Raw genomic sequence first — 17254 nt, 5'->3', positions numbered from 1 at the left:
GGCTCCGGGTCAAGCCCGGAGCACGCGGCTTCTATTTGGATCACCACTGCTGCCACCCGACCAGACGCGTGTCCCGGACGTGATCCGGGACCCATTCGGCCGTCGCTTCCGGCGGACAGGGGCGGTGCGCGGTGGAGCCGGCTAGTTGCGGATCAGGCGCAGGAAGCGGTCCTGCTCGTCCGGGTCGTCGCGGAACAAGCCGGTGAACTGGGTCGTGATCGTCGAGACGTCGTGCTTGCGCACGCCGCGCAGGCTCATGCACATGTGCTGCGCTTCCATCAGGATCGCCACGCCGCGCGGCTGCAGCACCTCGTCGATGGTGGTGGCGATCTGCGCGGTGAGGTTTTCCTGGGTCTGCAGGCGCCGGGCATAGATGTCGACGACGCGGGCGAGTTTCGACAGGCCGACGACGCGGCCCTCCGGATAGTAGGCGATGTGCGTCTTGCCGACGAAGGGCAGCATGTGGTGTTCGCAATGCGACTGCACCGGAATGTCGCGCAGAAGCACGATGTCGTCGTAACCGCCGACTTCCTCGAAGGTGCGCGACAGCGCCTCGATCGGGCATTCGAAATAGCCGCCGTACAGCTCCTCGTAGGCCTTGGCCACGCGATGCGGCGTGTCGATCAGGCCCTCGCGCTTGGGGTTGTCGCCGGTCCAGGCGAGCAGCGTGCGCACTGCGGCCTCGACCTGCTCGCGGCTCGGCCGGGCCGCGGCGTCGCGCTCGCGGGTCTCGACGGACGACGTCGACAGGTTGCGCAGGATCGCGTCCATCGAGTTCTTGCCGGAGCTATCGGACATGGCGGTCAGCACCCTTCTGCGTTGCGTTCCGGATTCAAACGACGCGTTGTCCGGAACGGATCAATTATAGGGCCAAAATTCGCCGATTCCATAAACGGCTTGCCGCGCCACCCTTCCGTCTCGATATATAGGGGCGCAATCCCCCTCGCAAGGAGAGGGGCCAAAAGCCGGCCTTGCGGTACCGGTAGCGGAAACCGGATGATCCCGACGATGCTCGACGACATCTACAACAAGCGCATTCTCGAACTGGCAGGCAACATCCCGCGGCTGGGGCGGCTGTCCGATCCCGACGGGACCGCGACCGGGCATTCGCGCCTGTGCGGCTCCACCGTGACGGTCGACGTGAAGATGGATGGCGACCGGGTGTCGGACTTTGCCCACGAGGTGAAGGCTTGCGCGCTGGGGCAGTCCGCCTCGTCGATCATGGCGCAGCACGTGATCGGCGCGACGCTGCCCGAGCTGATCGCGGTGCGCGACGCGATGCAGGCGATGCTGAAGGAGAACGGGCCGCCGCCGGACGGGCGCTGGGCCGACTGCGCGGTGCTGGAACCGGTGCGCGACTTCAAGGCGCGGCACGCCTCCACCATGCTGACCTTCAACGCCACGGTCGAGGCCGTCGAGCAGGCGCTGGCGCAGCAGAGGGAGTCGGCGGCCTGTTGACGTCGCCCGCCGCAAAGCCGGGTATCGCGTCGCGGATCGCCGGTGGCCTGCTGATCGGGCTCATCCGCGTCTACCGCTACACGCTGTCGATGCTGATCGGGCGGCGCTGCCGCTATCTGCCGACCTGCTCGGAATATACCGAGGATGCGATCCGGAGCTATGGCGCCTGGCCCGGCCTGTGGATGGGAATCGCCCGGTTTTCGCGCTGCAATCCGTGGGGGTCGTCCGGATTCGATCCGATTCCGGACGGCTTGCCGGAGGATGCGCGCTGGTATAAGCCGTGGCGCTACGGCCGCTGGAGCGGCCGGCACATCACGCTTCGCCCGGATGCGGACTGATCCGGCGAGGTGATCCGGATGCCCCATTCCGTCATTGCCGGGCCTTGCCCGGCAATTGCGTCGAAGGGGCATGAAATGCCCGGGCCGCGCCCGGGTGCAACGTAGGAAAACCGGCGTCTGCCCTGCGCGGCTGCCGCCACCCGACAAAAGCCGCTTACCTGCGTGGTTTGCAGGAGTTGAGCAGGAGAAGACCATGATTACGCTTACCTTCCCCGACGATTCCAAGCGCGAATTCCCCGAAGGCGTCACCGGCGCCGAGATCGCCGAGGGCATCTCCAGGTCGCTGGCCAAGAAGGCGATGGTGGTGAAGCTCGACGGCGAACTCACCGACCTCGCCGAACCGATCACCGCCGACGCGCGCATCGAGATCGTCACGCGCGACCAGCCCGACGCGCTGGAGATCATCCGGCACGACTGCGCGCACGTGCTCGCAGAGGCGGTGCAGGAGCTGTTCCCCGGCACCCAGGTGACCATCGGTCCGGTGATCGACAACGGGTTCTATTACGACTTCGCCCGCGAGGAGCCGTTCCATCCCGACGACTTCCCGAAGATCGAGGCGAAGATGCGCGAGATCATCGGCCGCGACGCCGCCTTCACCAAGAAGGTCTGGGACCGGGCCGAGGCGCGCCGCTATTTCGGCGAGAAGGGCGAGGCCTACAAGGTCGAGCTGATCGACGCGATCCCCGAGGACCAGGACATCCGCTTCTACAGCCAGGGCGCGTGGACCGATCTGTGCCGCGGCCCGCACGGGCCGTCGACGGGCAAGATCGGCAACGCCTTCAAGCTGCTGAAGCTGGCCGGCGCCTACTGGCGCGGCGATTCCAACAATCCGATGCTCCAGCGCATCTACGGCACGGCCTGGGCCAACGACGACGACCTCAAGGCCTACCTGACCATGCTGGAGGAGGCGGAGAAGCGCGACCATCGCCGCCTCGGCCGCGAGATGGACCTGTTCCATTTCCAGGAGGAGGCGCCCGGCGCGGTGTTCTGGCACGCCAACGGCTGGACCCTGTTCCAGGCGCTGATCGCCTACATGCGCCGGCGCCAGCACGAGGGCGGGTTCGTCGAGGTGAACACGCCCGACATGATGGAGCGCGGCCTGTGGGAGACCTCGGGCCACTGGGAGAAGTTCGGCGAGAACATGTTCACGACGATCACGCCGGACGAGCGGGTGCATTGCTGCAAGCCGATGAACTGTCCCGGTCACGTGCAGATCTTCAAGAACGGCCTGAAGAGCTACCGCGACCTGCCGCTGCGCATCGCCGAATTCGGCAAGGTGCATCGCTACGAGCCGTCCGGCGCGCTGCACGGGCTGATGCGCGTGCGCCATTTCACCCAGGACGACGCGCACATCTTCTGCACCGAGGACCAGATCACCGAGGAATGCATCTCGGTGAACGCGCTGATCCTGTCGATCTACCGCGACTTCGGCTTCGAGGACGTGCGCATCAAGTTCTCGGACCGGCCGGAGAAGCGGGTCGGCTCGGACGCGGTGTGGGACAAGGCCGAGGACGCGCTGAAGCAGGCCTGCGAGGCCGCCGGCATCGCCTGGGAGCTCAATCCGGGCGAGGGCGCCTTCTACGGGCCGAAGCTCGAATACGTGCTGCGCGACGCCATCGGCCGCGACTGGCAGTGCGGCACCCTGCAGGTCGACTTCAACCTGCCGGACCGTCTCGGCGCGTTCTACATCGGCGCGGACGGCGAGAAGCACGTGCCGGTGATGCTGCACCGGGCGATGTTCGGCTCGCTGGAGCGGTTCACCGGCATCCTGATCGAGAACTATGCCGGCCACCTGCCGCTGTGGCTGTCGCCGGTGCAGGTGGTGGTCGCCACCATCACCTCGGACGCCGACGACTACGCCCGGCAGGTCCTCGCCCAGCTGGAGGCGGCGGGCATCCGCGCCGAGATCGATCTTCGCAACGAGAAGATCAACTACAAGGTGCGCGAACACTCGCTGGCCAAGGTGCCGGTCATCGTCGTCTGCGGCAAGCGGGAGGCCGAGGAGGGCACGGTCAACGTGCGCCGGCTCGGCTCCAAGGACCAGTCGCTGCTGCCGCTGGATCAGGCGATCGCCGGGTTCGTCGACGAGGCGACGCCGCCGGACCTGAAGCGGGCCGGGGTGGCAAAGGCCGCCTGAGCCGAAAATCCAGACCGGGCGCCGGACTGCGCCCGGTCTTGGCGCCCGGAGTTCGCACCCGGCCTTGGCGTCAAATCGATAGTCGGCGCATAATGCAGCCCGTTCCGGTTCTCGCGGAGCAAAGGGATGCAGTGCGCGGCCTGTGGTGCTGACAACAAGGAGGGGGGGCGCTTCTGTGCCGCCTGCGGCGCCGCGCTCGCCGCCAGCTGTCCGGCCTGCGGCGCGCCCGTCGAGCCGGGCGATCGCTTCTGCGGCGCCTGCGGTGGCGTGCTTCCCGACGTGGCGGCGGCCGCCGCGCCCGCCGGCGAGATGCGGCCGGTGACCGTGCTCTTTTCCGATCTCTCGGGCTTCACCGAACTGTCCAACCGGATCGACCCGGAAGCGACGGGCGCGATCCTGGATGCGTTCTTCGAGATCGCGGACGGCACCATCGCCCGGCACGGCGGAACGGTCGACAAGCATATCGGCGACTGCACCATGGGCGTGTTCGGCGCGCCGGTGGCGCATGCCGACGATGCGCGGCGGGCGGTGGCGGCGGCCGTGGAGATCCGCCAGGGCGTTGCGCGGCTGGCCGAGGAGCGGCGGCTTGCCGGCGTCGGCGTCCATTCCGGCGTCGCCAACGGCATGGTGATGGCGGCGGCATCGGGCAGCGGCGTGCGGCGCGACTACACGGTTATCGGACCATCGGTGAACCTCGCCGCGCGGCTGTGCGATGCCGCCGGGGCCGGCGAGATCCTGGTATCGGGGGATCTCGTGCGCCTTCTCGCCGGCGATTTCGATCTCGATCCGGCTGCCGCCATGGCGGTGGCTGGCTTCGACGCGCCCGTCGCGGTTGCCCGCGTCAGGGCGGTGGCGGCCGCCGACGGCCGGCCGGCGCTGCCGCTGGTCGGGCGTCGGCGCGAACTGCGCCAGGCGGTCGGCCTGCTCGCCGATTGCCTCGTGAGCCGCGCCGGGCAGGTGGTCTATGTGCGCGGCGACGCCGGCATCGGCAAGACGCGGCTTGTGGAGGCGATCGAGGAGCGCGCCCGCGCCGATGGCTTCCGGATCGTCAAGGCGGGCGCCCTCGATTTCGGCGCCGGCCGCCGGCAGGACGCCGCACGGGTGTTGGTCAAAGGCCTGCTCGGTATCTCCCCGGACGCGCCGCAAGGAACCGCCGCAGAGGATATCGAGGCGGCGATATCGAGCGCCGTCGCGGCAGGGGCGATCGCCAACGAGGACCGCGTGTTCTGCGCCGAGCTGACGGGCGAGACGGTGCCGGACGACCTGGTGGCGTTTCGCGACCAGCTTGCGCCGGAGACGCGCCGGCGGCGGCGGGCGGACCTGATGGGCAAGCTGGCGGCGGCGGCCGGACGGACCGGGCCGCATCTGATCGTGCTCGAGGACGTGCACTGGGCCGACGACGAGGTGCTGGCGGGGATCGGCGCGGCGGCCGCCGCCGTCTCGGCCCTGCCGGTCGCACTGCTGCTGACCGGCCGGCCGGACGACGACCCGGTCGATCACGGCTTCCGGCTGGCGATCGGCGAGACGCCGCTGTCCACGATCGACCTCGGTCCGCTCAGCGCCGCGGATGCGGCGGACCTGGCGCGCGCGGCGGGGGCCGGCGGCCCGGGCAGCACCGAGGACCTGGTGCGGCGCGCGGAGGGCAATCCGCTGTTCCTGGTCCAGCTCGCCCATCACATCGGCGACCTGGCCCGCGGGGCTCTGCCCACGACGATCCAGAGCCTGGTTTTCGCCCGGCTCGACAGGCTTTCCTCCGGGGACAAGGCGACGCTGCAGGTCGCCGCGATCCTGGGCAACCGCTTCGCCCTCGACGACCTGCGGACGCTGGCCGAGGATCCCCGCGTCGATCCCGCTCCGCTCGTTTCCGCCTATCTGCTGCGGCTGGCCGGCGAGGGCCACCAGTTCGCCCATGCGCTGATCCGCGAGGCGGTCTATGAGAGCCTGCCGCCCAGCCGGCGGACCGCGTTGCACCAGAAGGCCGCGGCCCTGTTCGCCGATCGCGACCGCCTGCTGCAGGCCGAGCACCTGGAGCGCGCCGAAGATCCCGCCGCGGCGGCGCTCTTCCTCGACGTCGCCGGCGACGAGATGCGGCTTGGCAATTTCGCCCGGGCGCTGTCGCTCAACGCCCGCGGCCTGGCGATCGCCGAGGACGCCGCCGACCGGTTCGCGCTGACCGAGCAGCGCGGCGAGATCGCGCTAACGACCGGTGACGTGACGGCGGCGCGCGCGGCGTTCGAGGACGCGGAGCGGCTGGCCGGCGACGAGGCCGCCCGCTGCCGCGCCGAGATCGGCATCGTGCAGTGCCTGCGGGTCACCGACGCGCTGGCCGAGGCTGAGGCGATGCTGGAGCGCGCCGAGGCGCGCGCCCTCGCCGCCGGGCTGACGCTGGAACGGGCACGCATCCACCACCTGCGCGGAAACCTGCTGTTTCCGCAGGGCCGCATTGCCGAGTGCCTGGCCGAGCACGAAACCGCGCTGGCGCTCGCCCGTGAGGCGGGGTCCGCCGACGTGGAGGTGGCCGCGCTCGGCGGACTGGGCGATGCCAACTATGCGATCGGCAGGATGCGCACCGCGCGCGACATCTTCGCCGACTGCATCGCACGCGCGCGCGCCTCGGGGCTCGGCCGGGTCGCGCTCGCCTACGCGCCGATGCTGGCGCTGATGGAAATGGTGTCGGGGGACCCGGAGGCCTCGCGCAAGGTCGCCGACGAGGCGCTGCGGGCATGCCAGCGCGCGGGCGCGGTGCGGCCGGAGATGATCTGCCGGCACTCCCGCTTCATCGCAGCGATCGAGGCCGGGGACGTGGCGACGGCGCGGGCCGAGATCGACCGCGCCGAGGAGATCGCCGCGAGCCTCGGTGCGACGCGGTTCCAGTCGGAGAACCGGGCCTTCCTGTCGTGGGCGCTGCGCTACGCGGGCGACCGCGCCGAGGCGCTGCGGGTGGCGCGGGAGGGGCGGGCGCTGAGCGACGAGGCGTCGCGGTACTACATGCTGCCGGTGGTGCTCGGCCAGGTGGCGGCGTCGAGCGACGATGCGGCCGAAGTCGAGGCGGCGATCGCCGAGGCCCGCGACGTCCTCTCCGGGCAGGCGTTGTCGCACTGCTACTCGTTCTTCTATCGGGCGATGATAGAGGCCGATATCGACGCTGATCTCGGCACTGGGCGGGCCGCCCGGGTCGTCGAATGGGCCGACGCGCTGGACGCGGCGACCGCCATCGAGCCCTGTGCCTGGACGAGCTATGTGTCGCGGTGGGGCCGGGCCATGGCGGCGTGCGCGGGCTACGGAGAACGCCCGGACGGCGCGGCGCTGGCGACGCTTGCCGCCGAGGGGCGGCGGATCGGCCTGCACTGGCTGGCCGCCAGGGTTCCGGCGGCCTGAGGCGGCCCTACACCGACACCGGCTTTCCCGCCGCCCGGGCGCGCGCGAGCAGCCGCTCGGCGCGGCGCAGGTGGGGGCGGTCGATCATCCGGCCGTCGAGGCTCGCGACACCGGCGCCGCCGGCGTCGGCCATGGCCCTGACGATCGCCTCGGCCTCGCCGATCGCCACGTCGGAGGGGGTGAAGACGTCGTTGATGGTGGCGACCTGGGCGGGATGGATCGCCATCTTGGCGACGAAGCCGTCGCGCACGCCCTCTTCGCAATCGGCGCGCAGGCCGGCATCGTCGCGGAAATCGATGAAGACGGAATCGATGGCCATGACTGCGGCGCCGGCGGACGCGGCCAGGCACAGCGCGCGGGCGAGCCGGTAGATGTCGGTGTAGGCCCCGTCGGCATCGCGGTTGGTCAGCGCGCCGATATCGGCGGAGAGGTCCTCCGCGCCCCAGGTCAGGCCTTCCAGGCGGGCGCTCGACCCCTTGTAGCTTCCCATCTCGAACAGCGAACCGCCGGTCTCGGTGGCGAGCGCGACGATGCGGGTCGCCCCGTCGCCGACGCCGGCTAGGGCCTCCGATGTGGTGATCTTGGCGTCGACCAGCATGACGTCGGCGCCGCAGGTGGCCTTGGGCAGCATGATGCCGTCCGGCCCGTGCGGGACGACCGCGTCGAGGTCGTCGTCGGTCAGGCCGGTGTCGAGGGCGTTGACGCGGACATAGATCCGCGGCCGGTCCTCGCGCGCCGGCAGACCGTCCAGGAACTCGGCGGCCACGGCGCGCGCCTCGGCCTTGGCGGTCGGGGCGACGGAATCCTCCAGGTCGACGATCAGCGCGTCGGCACCGCAATCGAGCGACTTCGCAAGCTTCTTGCGGCTGTCGCCGGGAACGAAAAGCATGGATCGCACGGGACGACTACTCCGCGGGTTTCTTGCGCATGAACGCCTGACGGCGGCAGATGCCGACCTGGTCGCCGTGCTGATTATAGGCGCGATGCTCGAACTCGACGATGCCGGCGTCCGGGCGGGATTTCGATTCACGCCGCGAGATCACCTCGGTCTCGACCCGGATCGTGTCGCCGTGGAAGACCGGCTTGGGGAAGCGCACGTCGGTCATGCCCAGATTGGCGATGGTGGTGCCCAGCGTGGTGTCGTTGACCGAGATGCCGATCATCAGGCCGAGCGTGAACAGGCTGTTGACCAGCGGCTTGCCGAACTCGCTGTGCTTCTCGGCGAAATCGAAGTCGATGTGCAGCGGCTGGGGATTGTGGGTGAGGCAGGAGAACAAGACGTTGTCGCTCTCCGTCACGGTGCGCCGGATGGCGTGCTGGAAGACCCGCCCGGGGTCGAATTCCTCGTACCAAAGTCCACCCATCCGGGCCCCCTCCAATCCGTTGTCGGTTCGTTAAGGCACGACCGTGCCGTTAATGCCCCGTTTACCATGTTTCGCCAAGCTGTCCGCCATAGCAGCGGTGCCTCGCACCATAGGCGATTTCGGAAGAGCGGACGACGACCGCGCGATGTCCTTTTTCTCCTCATTTGGATTGTCGGGCGGCAAACCGGGTGACGTCGGGTCGGCGTTGCAGTACGCAAGCCGGCGCACGGGCGTCGATGTCGACTATCTGAAGGCGACCGCCAAGCGCGAATCCAACCTCGATCCGCAGGCCAAGGCACCGACATCGTCGGCGACCGGGCTGTTCCAGTTCATCGAGCGCACCTGGCTCGGCATGCTCAAGCAGGCGGGCGGGCGCCACGGCTACGGCGAGCTGGCCGAGAAGATCCAGCCGACGGCCGGCGGCGGCTACGCTGTGAGCGACGCGGCGGCGCGCAGGCAGATCCTCGAGCTGCGGGAAGATCCGAAGGCGGCCGCGCTGATGGCGGGCGAGTTCACCGCCCGCAACGCGGAGACGCTGCAGAAGGCGCTCGGGCGGCATGCGAGCGAGGGCGAACTCTACGCGGCCCATTTCCTCGGGGCGGGGGGCGCGGTGGAGCTGGTGCGCCTCGTCGAGACGGCGCCGGGCACGCCCGCCGCCGAGCGGTTTCCGGCCGCCGCCAGGGCCAATCGCGCGATCTTCTACGACTCCGGCCGTGCGCGGACCGCCCGGGAGGTCTATGCCAAGCTCACCGCGGGCTACGACGCGACGCCGGCGGTGCCGCAGAACGCGACCTATCTCGCGTTCGCGCCCGGACGGTCGACGGGAGACCAGGCCTTCCACGGCCTGTTTCGCTCCGACAGCCAGGGGCTCGGGCCGATCGGTAGAATGGCGTCCAGTTTCTGGGCGGGCGTTTCCGGCAAGGCCGAGGCCCACGGCATGACCCGCGATCCGGGCTCGGCCATGGTGGAGACCGACCGCCGCACCGGCCAGGCGACGATTCGTCTCGACGCCGCGCCCCAGGCCGATGGGCGATCCGACCTGCGATCCGACACGCGATCCGCGTCCGCTGCCCGTGACACGGGCGAAGCCGGCGGGCGGCGCAGCTACGGGCAATGGTCCGCCGATCCGTCGCTGCCGGTGCGCTGAAATACCCGGAAACCAGAGGTTTTTATGGTGAACGGTTCCTTAAGTGTTTGGGCCGACCATAGGACATCAGTCGAATAGCCCGTCCGGCGTCGGGCGGGCACCAGCCAGGGTACCGGTCGATGCTTGTCAGGCGTTTTCTCGATAGGCTCTCGCAAGGCAATTCGTCCGAACGCGCGGACATCGTTCGGGTGTTGGTGCGCGTTTATCTGGAAACGCCGCTGGACGAACGGAATAGGGCGGACGCGATCATCGCGCTGACGGCGATCCTCGACGACCCGTCGGCCCGGGTGCGCCGGGTCATGGCGGAAGGCCTGGCGGATGCGCCGGCCGCGCCGCCGGTGGTCATTCGCGCGCTCGCCGAGGATCAGGCCGATATCGCGGCCATCATCCTGTCGCGCTCGCCGGTGCTGCGGGAATCCGAACTGGTCGATATCGTCGGCGGCGGCTACGAGCGCGCCCGGGTCGCGATCGCCACGCGACCGCAGGTGAGCGTCGGCCTGGCGGCGGCGATCGCCGAGGTGGGCGGGCCAGAGGCCTGCGTCGCGCTGCTCGACAACCCCGGTGCGAGCGTCACGATGACAGCGCTGCGGCGCATGGTCGACCGCCACCGGCACGACGCCACGGTACGAAACGCGCTGCTGGAGCGGTCCGAGCTTCCGGTGACGCTGCGCCAGAAACTGATCGACGGGCTGTCGGACGCGCTCGGCGAGCTTGTCGCCTTCCACGACTGGATGCCGCCGGAGCGGGCCAAGAAGGTGATGGCGGACGCGCGCGACCGCGCCGTCATCGACCTTGCGATGACCTGCGAAGGCGCGCGCCTGCGCTCGCTGGTGGACATGCTCGTCTCCGAGCGGCGCATGACGCCGGCCCTGATGATCCGCGCCCTGTGCCTGGGCAATGTCCAGTTCGTCGAGGAGGCGCTGTCCATCCTGTCGGGAACGCCGGTCAAGCGGGTGCTGGCGTTGCTCGACGACCACAGCGGACGCGGGCTGGCCGCGCTCTATCGGCGCGCCAAGCTGCCCGCGGCCTCGCTACCGGCGCTGCGCGCCGTCGTCGCCGTGCTGCGCGAGGATGCGCCGGACGGAAGCCTGCGCGGGCAGGTGCGCATGGGCCAGCGCATGCTCGAACGGGCGCTGACCCTGCATCAGTCGTTCACGAAAGGCGAGGTCGACGAGTTCTTCGCGCTGATCGGGCGGCTCGCCGCGGAAGCCGCGCGCGAGGAGGCCCGCAGCGAGGCCGGCGGCTATTTCCGGGCTGCCTGAGGCACGACGATTTCCGTGGGCCGAGGGAGCGCCTATCGCTGCAGCAGCGCGCGCAACTCGATGATCCGCAGATCGATCTCGCCGAGGTCGACAAGCGACCCGTCGACAGAAGGATCGAACTGGCGCTTGAGGCGCTCGGCGACCCGCATCACATCGGGATAGCCGAGCAGTTCGGCCTGGCGGACGAGTTGTTCGGCAAGCTGATGCAAATGATCGCGCATATGCGCGGACTCGGCCGAACCGGCCGCGACCGAAACGGTTTCGGCCAGCTCCTCCACTTCGTCCGCCATCCAGCGGTCGAACTCGACCGCCATGGCGCTCATGAGCCCCTGGGCGGCGGTGTTGGCGGCCGGGTGAAGCTCGACCCGCGTGGGACCAGCCACCCCGTGATTCTTGTCCGCCCCGTCAACCTTGTCGCTACGCATAACTCAGCGTCCCCGTAAAAGACGCGACCCGTCCACACAATTGCGCGGACAGATTTAATGAAGGCTGAACGGAATCGACGGTGTTTGAACGATTCTAGTAGCCGAACTGCTCGGCCAGGATGCGTTCGTCGAGATTGTGGCCCGGATCGAACAGCATCAGCGCCGAGGCGCCCTTGGCTTCCTCGACATGGACGTGGACGACCGAGCGGATCTCGGTGTGGTCGGCGACGGCGTTGGTCGGCCGTTTATCCGCTTCCAGGATCTCGATGTCGATCCGGGCTTCGCTCGGCAGCAGCGCGCCGCGCCAGCGACGCGGGCGGAACGGGCTGATCGGGGTGAGAGCAAGCAGCGGCGAGTTGATCGGAATGATCGGGCCGTGGGCGGACAGGTTGTAGGCCGTCGATCCGGCCGGGGTGGCGACCAGAATGCCGTCGCAGATCAGCTCGCCGAGGCGCACCTTGCCGTCGATCAGGATGCGCAGCTTGGCGGCCTGATAGGTCTGGCGCAAAAGCGAGACCTCGTTGATCGCGAGCGCGGTGTGCTCGCGGCCGTCGCTGTCGGTCGCCCGCATCGAAAGCGGGCGGATCACGGCGGTCTCGGCTTCCCGGAGACGCTCGATGAGGTCGTCCTCGGAATATTCGTTCATCAGAAAACCGACCGAGCCGCGGTTCATGCCGTAGATCGGCTTTCCCGAGTTCATGAACCGGTGCAGGGTCTGCAGCATGAAGCCGTCGCCGCCGAGCGCGACGATGGCGTCGGCGTCGTCCGGTTCGACGCCGCCGTAGCGGGTGCTCAGCCGGTCGCGCGCGTCCTCGGCTTCGTCGATCGGGCTCGCCAGAAACGCGATCGAGTGGAAATTGTTGCGTGAGGGCTGTGCTGGCGCGGCCATGCGGCTTTTTCCCGGCGAATGCTGGCGGCACTATAGCGATACATCGGGCAATTCCAACGGAGGCTTGGGAAACAATGGCCGACAGGACCGATCCGATCCGACTGATCTACACGACCTTCGGGACGCTGGAGGATGCCGAGCGCTGCGGCGGCGTGTTGGTCGAACGCAGGCTGGCGGCCTGCGTCAACATCCTGCCGCGCATGATCTCGATCTACGAGTGGCAGGGGGAGCTGTCCCGCGACGAGGAGGTGGCGATGTGGGTGAAGACACGGGCGGGGCGGCTTGCGGCCACGCTCGAGGCGCTTTCCGAGCTGCACCCCTACGAGGTGCCGGCGATGATCACGCTGGCGCCCGAAGCGGTGAATGCTCCCTATGCCGACTGGCTCAGGGCGCAGACGGCCTCATAGGCCCTGGCGGGGCTTGCGAAAGGCGGCCTCCGCCTCGGCCGCGAGTTCGTCGCCGCGGCCCTCGTAACGCGGCGAATAGTGGAAGGTGACGAGGCGCTGCGCGCCGGCGCGCGCGGCGATGTCGCCGGCGATCCGGGCGGTGAGATGGTGGCGCTCGCGGGCGCGGTCGGTGTCGGCGTCGAGGAAGGCCGATTCGATGAACAGCACCGTTGCGTCCGTTGCGAGATCTAGGATGCGGGCTATGTTGGCCGCGTTCGGGGCGGCGTCGACCACATAGACGATCCTGGCGCCGGCGGTGACGGTCGCTGCGTCGCCCCGCAGCGTGCCAAGGGGAACGGTTCGCTCGACGATGCCGTCGTCGGCCCGCCAGCGGGCGCGGATCGGGGTGTCGTCGGGATCGTCGCGCAGGATCGCCTCCTTGAGGTCGCGCAGCCAGGGACCGACCCGCAGGCCGCGATCCTCGATGCGGTTCTTCCAGACGTTGACGTGGGCGCGTTCCTCCAGCGCGAAGGCGAGGCAGGGGATGCCGTGGTCGAGGACGGCGGCGCGGACGGAGAAGCCGGATTCGGCGAGAAGCCGGCCGTCGGGGGCGACATCGAAGCGCTCGTTCTCGGGGCGGAAGCGGGCACGACAGCGGAAGTCGACGGTGCGGCGGTCGCCGCCGTTGGCGATTTCGGTGATGCTCAGCGTCAGGTCGGTGTCGTAGTTGTCGACCAGGTTCCAGGTATAGGCGGCGAGCTTGTGGCCGACGGCATCGACGAAGCCCGGCGGCCCGTAGAGCCTGAGCGCGCTCTTGCGGCCCAGGACGACGCGCAGCAGCCGCTCGAAGCCGCAGAAATGGTCCATGTGCATGTGGGAGACGAAAACGTCGCTCACCCGCAGCAGTTTTCGCGGCGAAAGTGCGCCCAGATCGCCGAGGTCGAACAGGATCGCCCGCTTCTCGAACATGAGCTCGACATAGAGGCCGGGATCCGAGAACGGCTCGTTGACGAGGACCGGGTGGAACCGCGAGGACATGACGTCCTTCTAGCGGATTTCTGGGGCGACTGTCGCCGCCCGGGTCAGTTCAGCCGGTGCCGGGTGAATTCCGGGACGACGGCGGACAGCCGCGACAGCATGGTCTCGTCGTCGCCGTCCTTGGTCGCGGCCTGGAGGCGCCTGATCTCCTCGATCAGCGCCTCGGGGACGAGCGCGCGCGGCTCGGCGGCCATGATCCCGTCCAGCGAGGTCGGGTGCAGGGGCTCGCTGGCGTCGAACAGTTCCTCGTGAAGCTTCTCCCCCTCGCGCACGCCGGTGAACTCGATGGCGATGTCCTGGTGCGGCTCGTAGCCGGCAAGCCGGATCATCTGCTCGGCCAGATCGATGATCTTGACCGGTTGGCCCATGTCGAGGACGAAGATCGAGATGCGCTCGCGGCTGTTGAGCCCCAGCGCGGAGGCCATCAGCACGAGGCTGACCGCTTCCTTGATGGTCATGAAGTAGCGCTTCATGTCCGGATGGGTGACGGTGATCGGGCCGCCCTGTTCCAGTTGCTCCCGGAACAGCGGCACGACGGAACCGCTCGATCCCAGGACGTTGCCGAAGCGCACCGACATGAAGCGGGTCTCGCGGTTGCCGTTGCCGTTGACGCGGTTGCTGGCGGCGTAGGCCAGCGCGTCGAGCGCCTCGCAATAGCTTTCGGCGGCGCGCTTGGTGGCGCCCATCACCGAGGTCGGCTGCACGGCCTTGTCGGTCGAGATCATCACCATCGCCTTGACGCCGATCTTGCGCGCCGCGTCGGCGACGTTCACCGTCCCGACCGTATTGGTGCGGATGCCTTCGGCGATGTGTCTTTCGACGATCGGCACATGCTTGAGGGCGGCGGCGTGGAAGATGATATCCGGCGCGAACGTCTCGATCAGCGTCGTGATCTTGTGGCGGTCACGCACGTCGCACAGCCGTCCATCGACGGGGACGCCGGGGAAATCGCGCTTCAGGTCCTTGGTGATGTCGTAGAGGGCGAACTCGGCGTTCTCAACGATCATCAGCCGCTTGCAGCTCATCGACGCGATCTGCCGGCACAGCTCGCTGCCGATCGTTCCGCCGCCGCCGGTCACCAGGATGCGCCGGCCGGCGACCAGCTTGCGGATCATCGTGTAGTCGAGTTCGCGGGTGGAGCGGCCCAGCAGGTCCTCGATGTTGATCGGGGTGAGGCGGATGCGGCCGTCGCCGTCGGCGCCCTCCATGGCCGGCCGCAGCAGCCGCTCGACGCTGAGGCCGAGCTTGCGCGCCGAGGAAATCAGCGACTCGATGTCCTTTTCCTTGGTCAGCGCCTCGTTGGTAAGGATCAGCCGGCGCGGCGCCTGTCCGCGCTGGGAGAGGCGCTGGACGACGCGCTCGAGGTCCTCGGAATGGCCGAGCACCGGCACGTTGCGGATGCGCTGGCCGATATGGGCCTGTTTCGAGGAGATCATGCCGACCGGCGTGATCAGCTCCGAGCCGTTGGTCTCCAGCGAGCGGATGATGATCTCGGCTTCGTTGCCAGACCCGGCGATCAGCACGGGAATCGCGCCGTGGCCCCGGCGATGGCCGCGCTTCAGCAGCCGCTGGTCGCGATAGATGCGGTAGAGCATCCGCGGGCCGCCGAGAAGGGCGCACAGGATGAACCAGGTCGAGAACACGATGGTTCGCGGCACGACGATGTCGCCGCGCGAGGCGAAATCGAGCACCACCAGGAACACGGTGACGGTGGTTACCGCCTTGATGATGTTTATGAGGTCGGGAATCGAGGCGAATCGCCAGATCCCGGCATAGAGGCCGAACGCCCAGTAGGCCACGCCCGCGAAGGGAAGAACCGTCGCGAACAGGATGGCCATGTCGTCGAGACGGAAGATGAACGCGCCCGTGCCGAAGCGCAGATAATAGCCGATGACGATAGCCGCAGCGGTCATCACCAGGTCATGGGTGAAGGCGGCGAGCCTCTTCGGCGTCAAAGGGCTAGGAGCAAATCGCATCCGGTTCAGCATGTCGGGACGTAAACAACCCGCAGTCCTTACACCCTGTGCGCTTTCAGGTCCAACCCGTATGTGACAGCCATATGTAGTGGAAAACAGGCACTAACGCGGCAAAAATGCGCTCTATCGGGCGGTTTCGGCAGGCGGCGGCGTGTCGTCCGGGTAGTGTTCGCGGATGGCGAACAGGGCGACGACCAGCATCAAGACGCAGATCCACCAGATCTGCCAGGCGCCATGGCTGACGCTCGAAATCGCCAGCGTCGCCGTGATCGCACCGTAGGCAAAGGAGCGCCGGCGCCCCGGCAGGCGCGGGATCGACAGCACGATCCCGATCATGATCAGGCCGGCCAGCGCCACGCCGATGGCGCCGAGTTCGACCCAGATCTGCAGAATCGGATTGTGCGGATGGTGAACAGGGCCGATCGACCAGTCGACGCCGGGAATATCCCACATTCCGAAGTAGCGGGATGATTCGAGGCCCCAGCCCAGAACCGGGTGCATCAGCGCGACCTGCGAGAACTCCCGCCAGATATCCAGCCGTCGCTCGGTGCTGAGATCGACCATGGCGTCGGCGCCGGTTTCGGCGGCGAGATCGGCCATCACCTGGACGGTCAGCGGCATCGCGATGAACGCCACGGCGGCGACGACGATCACGCCGATCGCCGCGAGCCGGTTGCTGACCAGCGCCAGGCTGGTCACGAACAGGCCGGCGGCAATCGCCAGCAGTGCCGAATCGCTCTTGGAAACGAAGACGGCGACGGCGACCAGAACGACGAGGGCGGTGCGAATCCAGTGCCGGTAGGGGCCCGTCGTCAGGGCGAGCGTGGGCCACATCAGCAGGCTGAGGGTGACGACGGACCGGTTCATGTAGGCCGGATTGGGGCCGTAGACCGAAAGCCTGAAACCGGTGTTGGTCGACAGTTCGAAAATCAGCACAAGGGCGGCGAGGGCGATGCCGACGGCGGCACCGACCCGCTGGGCCTGTCTCTCGAGCGGCGGCGCCAGTCCGTGCAGGATCAGGATCACGAAGAACATCGCGATCATCTTGATCGACTGCTCGAGCGCCATTTCGGGCCCTAGCGCCCAGCTGCTGGACACGGCCGCGTAGACGAGCAGCAGCAGGGTACACGACACCCACCACGGGTGGCTCGCCGGGTTGAGGCTCGCCAGTATCTTCCGGCCGAGCGAGGCCTCACCGCGTGTGACATGGGCGGCGAGCGCGAACGCGACCGCGAACGCGAGGCCGACGGCGACGACCGTCGGCAGGGACCGGCTGGAATAGAGAATCACCACCGGTGCGACCACGAACAGCGTGGTCATGCAGGCATCGCGCAGCCATTTCGCACCGATCGCAGCGGCAACCTTCTCGATTGCGCGCCACCACTGCCGGGCATCGTCCGCAATGTGCCGCCAAATCAAGCTGATCGTCGATGCCATTCGTCGCGGGGACCTGATT

At 68.5% G+C, this 17254-nt stretch carries 15 protein-coding genes; 7 read left to right on the top strand and 8 right to left on the bottom strand.

Going from position 1 to position 17254, the window contains the following annotated elements:
• Positions 1-141 precede the first annotated feature (141 nt).
• The gene (gene folE, locus MUB46_RS23190) at positions 142-771 is read right to left on the bottom strand and encodes a GTP cyclohydrolase I FolE (protein WP_261618353.1); all 630 of its coding nucleotides are present in this window, start codon (positions 769-771) and stop codon (positions 142-144) included.
• Between the two features lie 237 nt (positions 772-1008).
• On the opposite strand from folE, the gene MUB46_RS23185 reads away from it, so the two are divergent.
• From MUB46_RS23185 to MUB46_RS23170, 4 genes are all read left to right on the top strand, one after another.
• Positions 1009-1458 carry an iron-sulfur cluster assembly scaffold protein gene (locus tag MUB46_RS23185; RefSeq protein ID WP_261618352.1) on the top strand — a complete coding sequence of 150 codons (450 nt, stop codon included), beginning with the start codon at positions 1009-1011 and terminating at the stop codon, positions 1456-1458.
• The gene (gene yidD, locus MUB46_RS23180; protein WP_261618348.1) at positions 1455-1796 is read left to right on the top strand and encodes a membrane protein insertion efficiency factor YidD; all 342 of its coding nucleotides are present in this window, start codon (positions 1455-1457) and stop codon (positions 1794-1796) included. The genes MUB46_RS23185 and yidD overlap by 4 nt, the downstream gene beginning before the upstream one ends.
• Positions 1797-1989: 193 nt before the next feature.
• Positions 1990-3933: a threonine--tRNA ligase gene (gene thrS / locus MUB46_RS23175; protein WP_261618347.1), complete on the top strand. Its 1944-nt coding sequence runs from the start codon at positions 1990-1992 to the stop codon at positions 3931-3933.
• 126 nt (positions 3934-4059) lie between these two features.
• Positions 4060-7311: an adenylate/guanylate cyclase domain-containing protein gene (locus MUB46_RS23170; RefSeq protein ID WP_261618346.1), complete on the top strand. Its 3252-nt coding sequence runs from the start codon at positions 4060-4062 to the stop codon at positions 7309-7311.
• Positions 7312-7318: 7 nt separating this feature from the next.
• Here the strand turns inward: MUB46_RS23170 and MUB46_RS23165 are convergent, their stop codons facing one another.
• Positions 7319-8209: an HpcH/HpaI aldolase/citrate lyase family protein gene (locus tag MUB46_RS23165; RefSeq protein WP_261618345.1), complete on the bottom strand. Its 891-nt coding sequence runs from the start codon at positions 8207-8209 to the stop codon at positions 7319-7321.
• A gap of 7 nt (positions 8210-8216) precedes the next feature.
• The gene (locus MUB46_RS23160; protein WP_261618344.1) at positions 8217-8675 is read right to left on the bottom strand and encodes a MaoC family dehydratase; all 459 of its coding nucleotides are present in this window, start codon (positions 8673-8675) and stop codon (positions 8217-8219) included.
• A gap of 145 nt (positions 8676-8820) precedes the next feature.
• Between MUB46_RS23160 and MUB46_RS23155 the strand changes: the two genes are divergently transcribed.
• Together MUB46_RS23155 and MUB46_RS23150 are read left to right on the top strand one after the other, a co-directional pair.
• Positions 8821-9822 carry a lytic transglycosylase domain-containing protein gene (locus tag MUB46_RS23155; RefSeq protein WP_261618343.1) on the top strand — a complete coding sequence of 334 codons (1002 nt, stop codon included), beginning with the start codon at positions 8821-8823 and terminating at the stop codon, positions 9820-9822.
• A 188-nt stretch (positions 9823-10010) separates the two neighbouring features.
• Positions 10011-11084, top strand: coding sequence for a DUF2336 domain-containing protein (locus tag MUB46_RS23150; protein WP_261618342.1), 1074 nt, complete (start codon positions 10011-10013; stop codon positions 11082-11084).
• A 32-nt stretch (positions 11085-11116) separates the two neighbouring features.
• Here MUB46_RS23150 and MUB46_RS23145 read toward each other — a convergent pair whose 3' ends face one another.
• Both MUB46_RS23145 and MUB46_RS23140 read right to left on the bottom strand, forming a co-directional pair.
• Positions 11117-11467, bottom strand: a complete 351-nt coding sequence (locus tag MUB46_RS23145) for a hypothetical protein (RefSeq protein WP_261618341.1) — start codon at positions 11465-11467, stop codon at positions 11117-11119.
• A gap of 136 nt (positions 11468-11603) precedes the next feature.
• A complete protein-coding gene (locus MUB46_RS23140; protein ID WP_261618340.1) occupies positions 11604-12398 on the bottom strand; it encodes an NAD kinase in 795 nt (264 codons plus the stop codon).
• A 74-nt stretch (positions 12399-12472) separates the two neighbouring features.
• On the opposite strand from MUB46_RS23140, the gene cutA reads away from it, so the two are divergent.
• Positions 12473-12805, top strand: coding sequence for a divalent-cation tolerance protein CutA (gene cutA / locus MUB46_RS23135; RefSeq protein WP_261618339.1), 333 nt, complete (start codon positions 12473-12475; stop codon positions 12803-12805).
• On the opposite strand, the gene MUB46_RS23130 is transcribed toward cutA, so the two are convergent.
• The 3 genes from MUB46_RS23130 to MUB46_RS23120 all read right to left on the bottom strand — a co-directional run bounded on the left by MUB46_RS23130 (position 12800) and on the right by MUB46_RS23120 (position 17235).
• Positions 12800-13822 carry a ribonuclease Z gene (locus tag MUB46_RS23130; protein ID WP_261618338.1) on the bottom strand — a complete coding sequence of 341 codons (1023 nt, stop codon included), beginning with the start codon at positions 13820-13822 and terminating at the stop codon, positions 12800-12802. The genes cutA and MUB46_RS23130 overlap by 6 nt on opposite strands.
• Before the next feature lie 44 nt (positions 13823-13866).
• Positions 13867-15777: a polysaccharide biosynthesis protein gene (locus MUB46_RS23125; protein WP_261618337.1), complete on the bottom strand. Its 1911-nt coding sequence runs from the start codon at positions 15775-15777 to the stop codon at positions 13867-13869.
• 144 nt (positions 15778-15921) lie between these two features.
• Entirely contained in the window at positions 15922-17235 is a 1314-nt protein-coding gene (locus MUB46_RS23120) for an O-antigen ligase family protein (protein WP_261618336.1), read from the bottom strand.
• Between the last annotated feature and the right edge of the window lie 19 nt (positions 17236-17254).

Origin of the sequence: Microbaculum marinisediminis (assembly GCF_025397915.1) — a bacterium.
In the GTDB taxonomy this organism is placed as follows: Bacteria; Pseudomonadota; Alphaproteobacteria; order Rhizobiales; family Tepidamorphaceae; genus Microbaculum; species Microbaculum marinisediminis.
The sequence above is the reverse complement of the archived record's forward strand: the minus strand, read 5'-3'. Positions and strand labels throughout refer to the sequence as shown.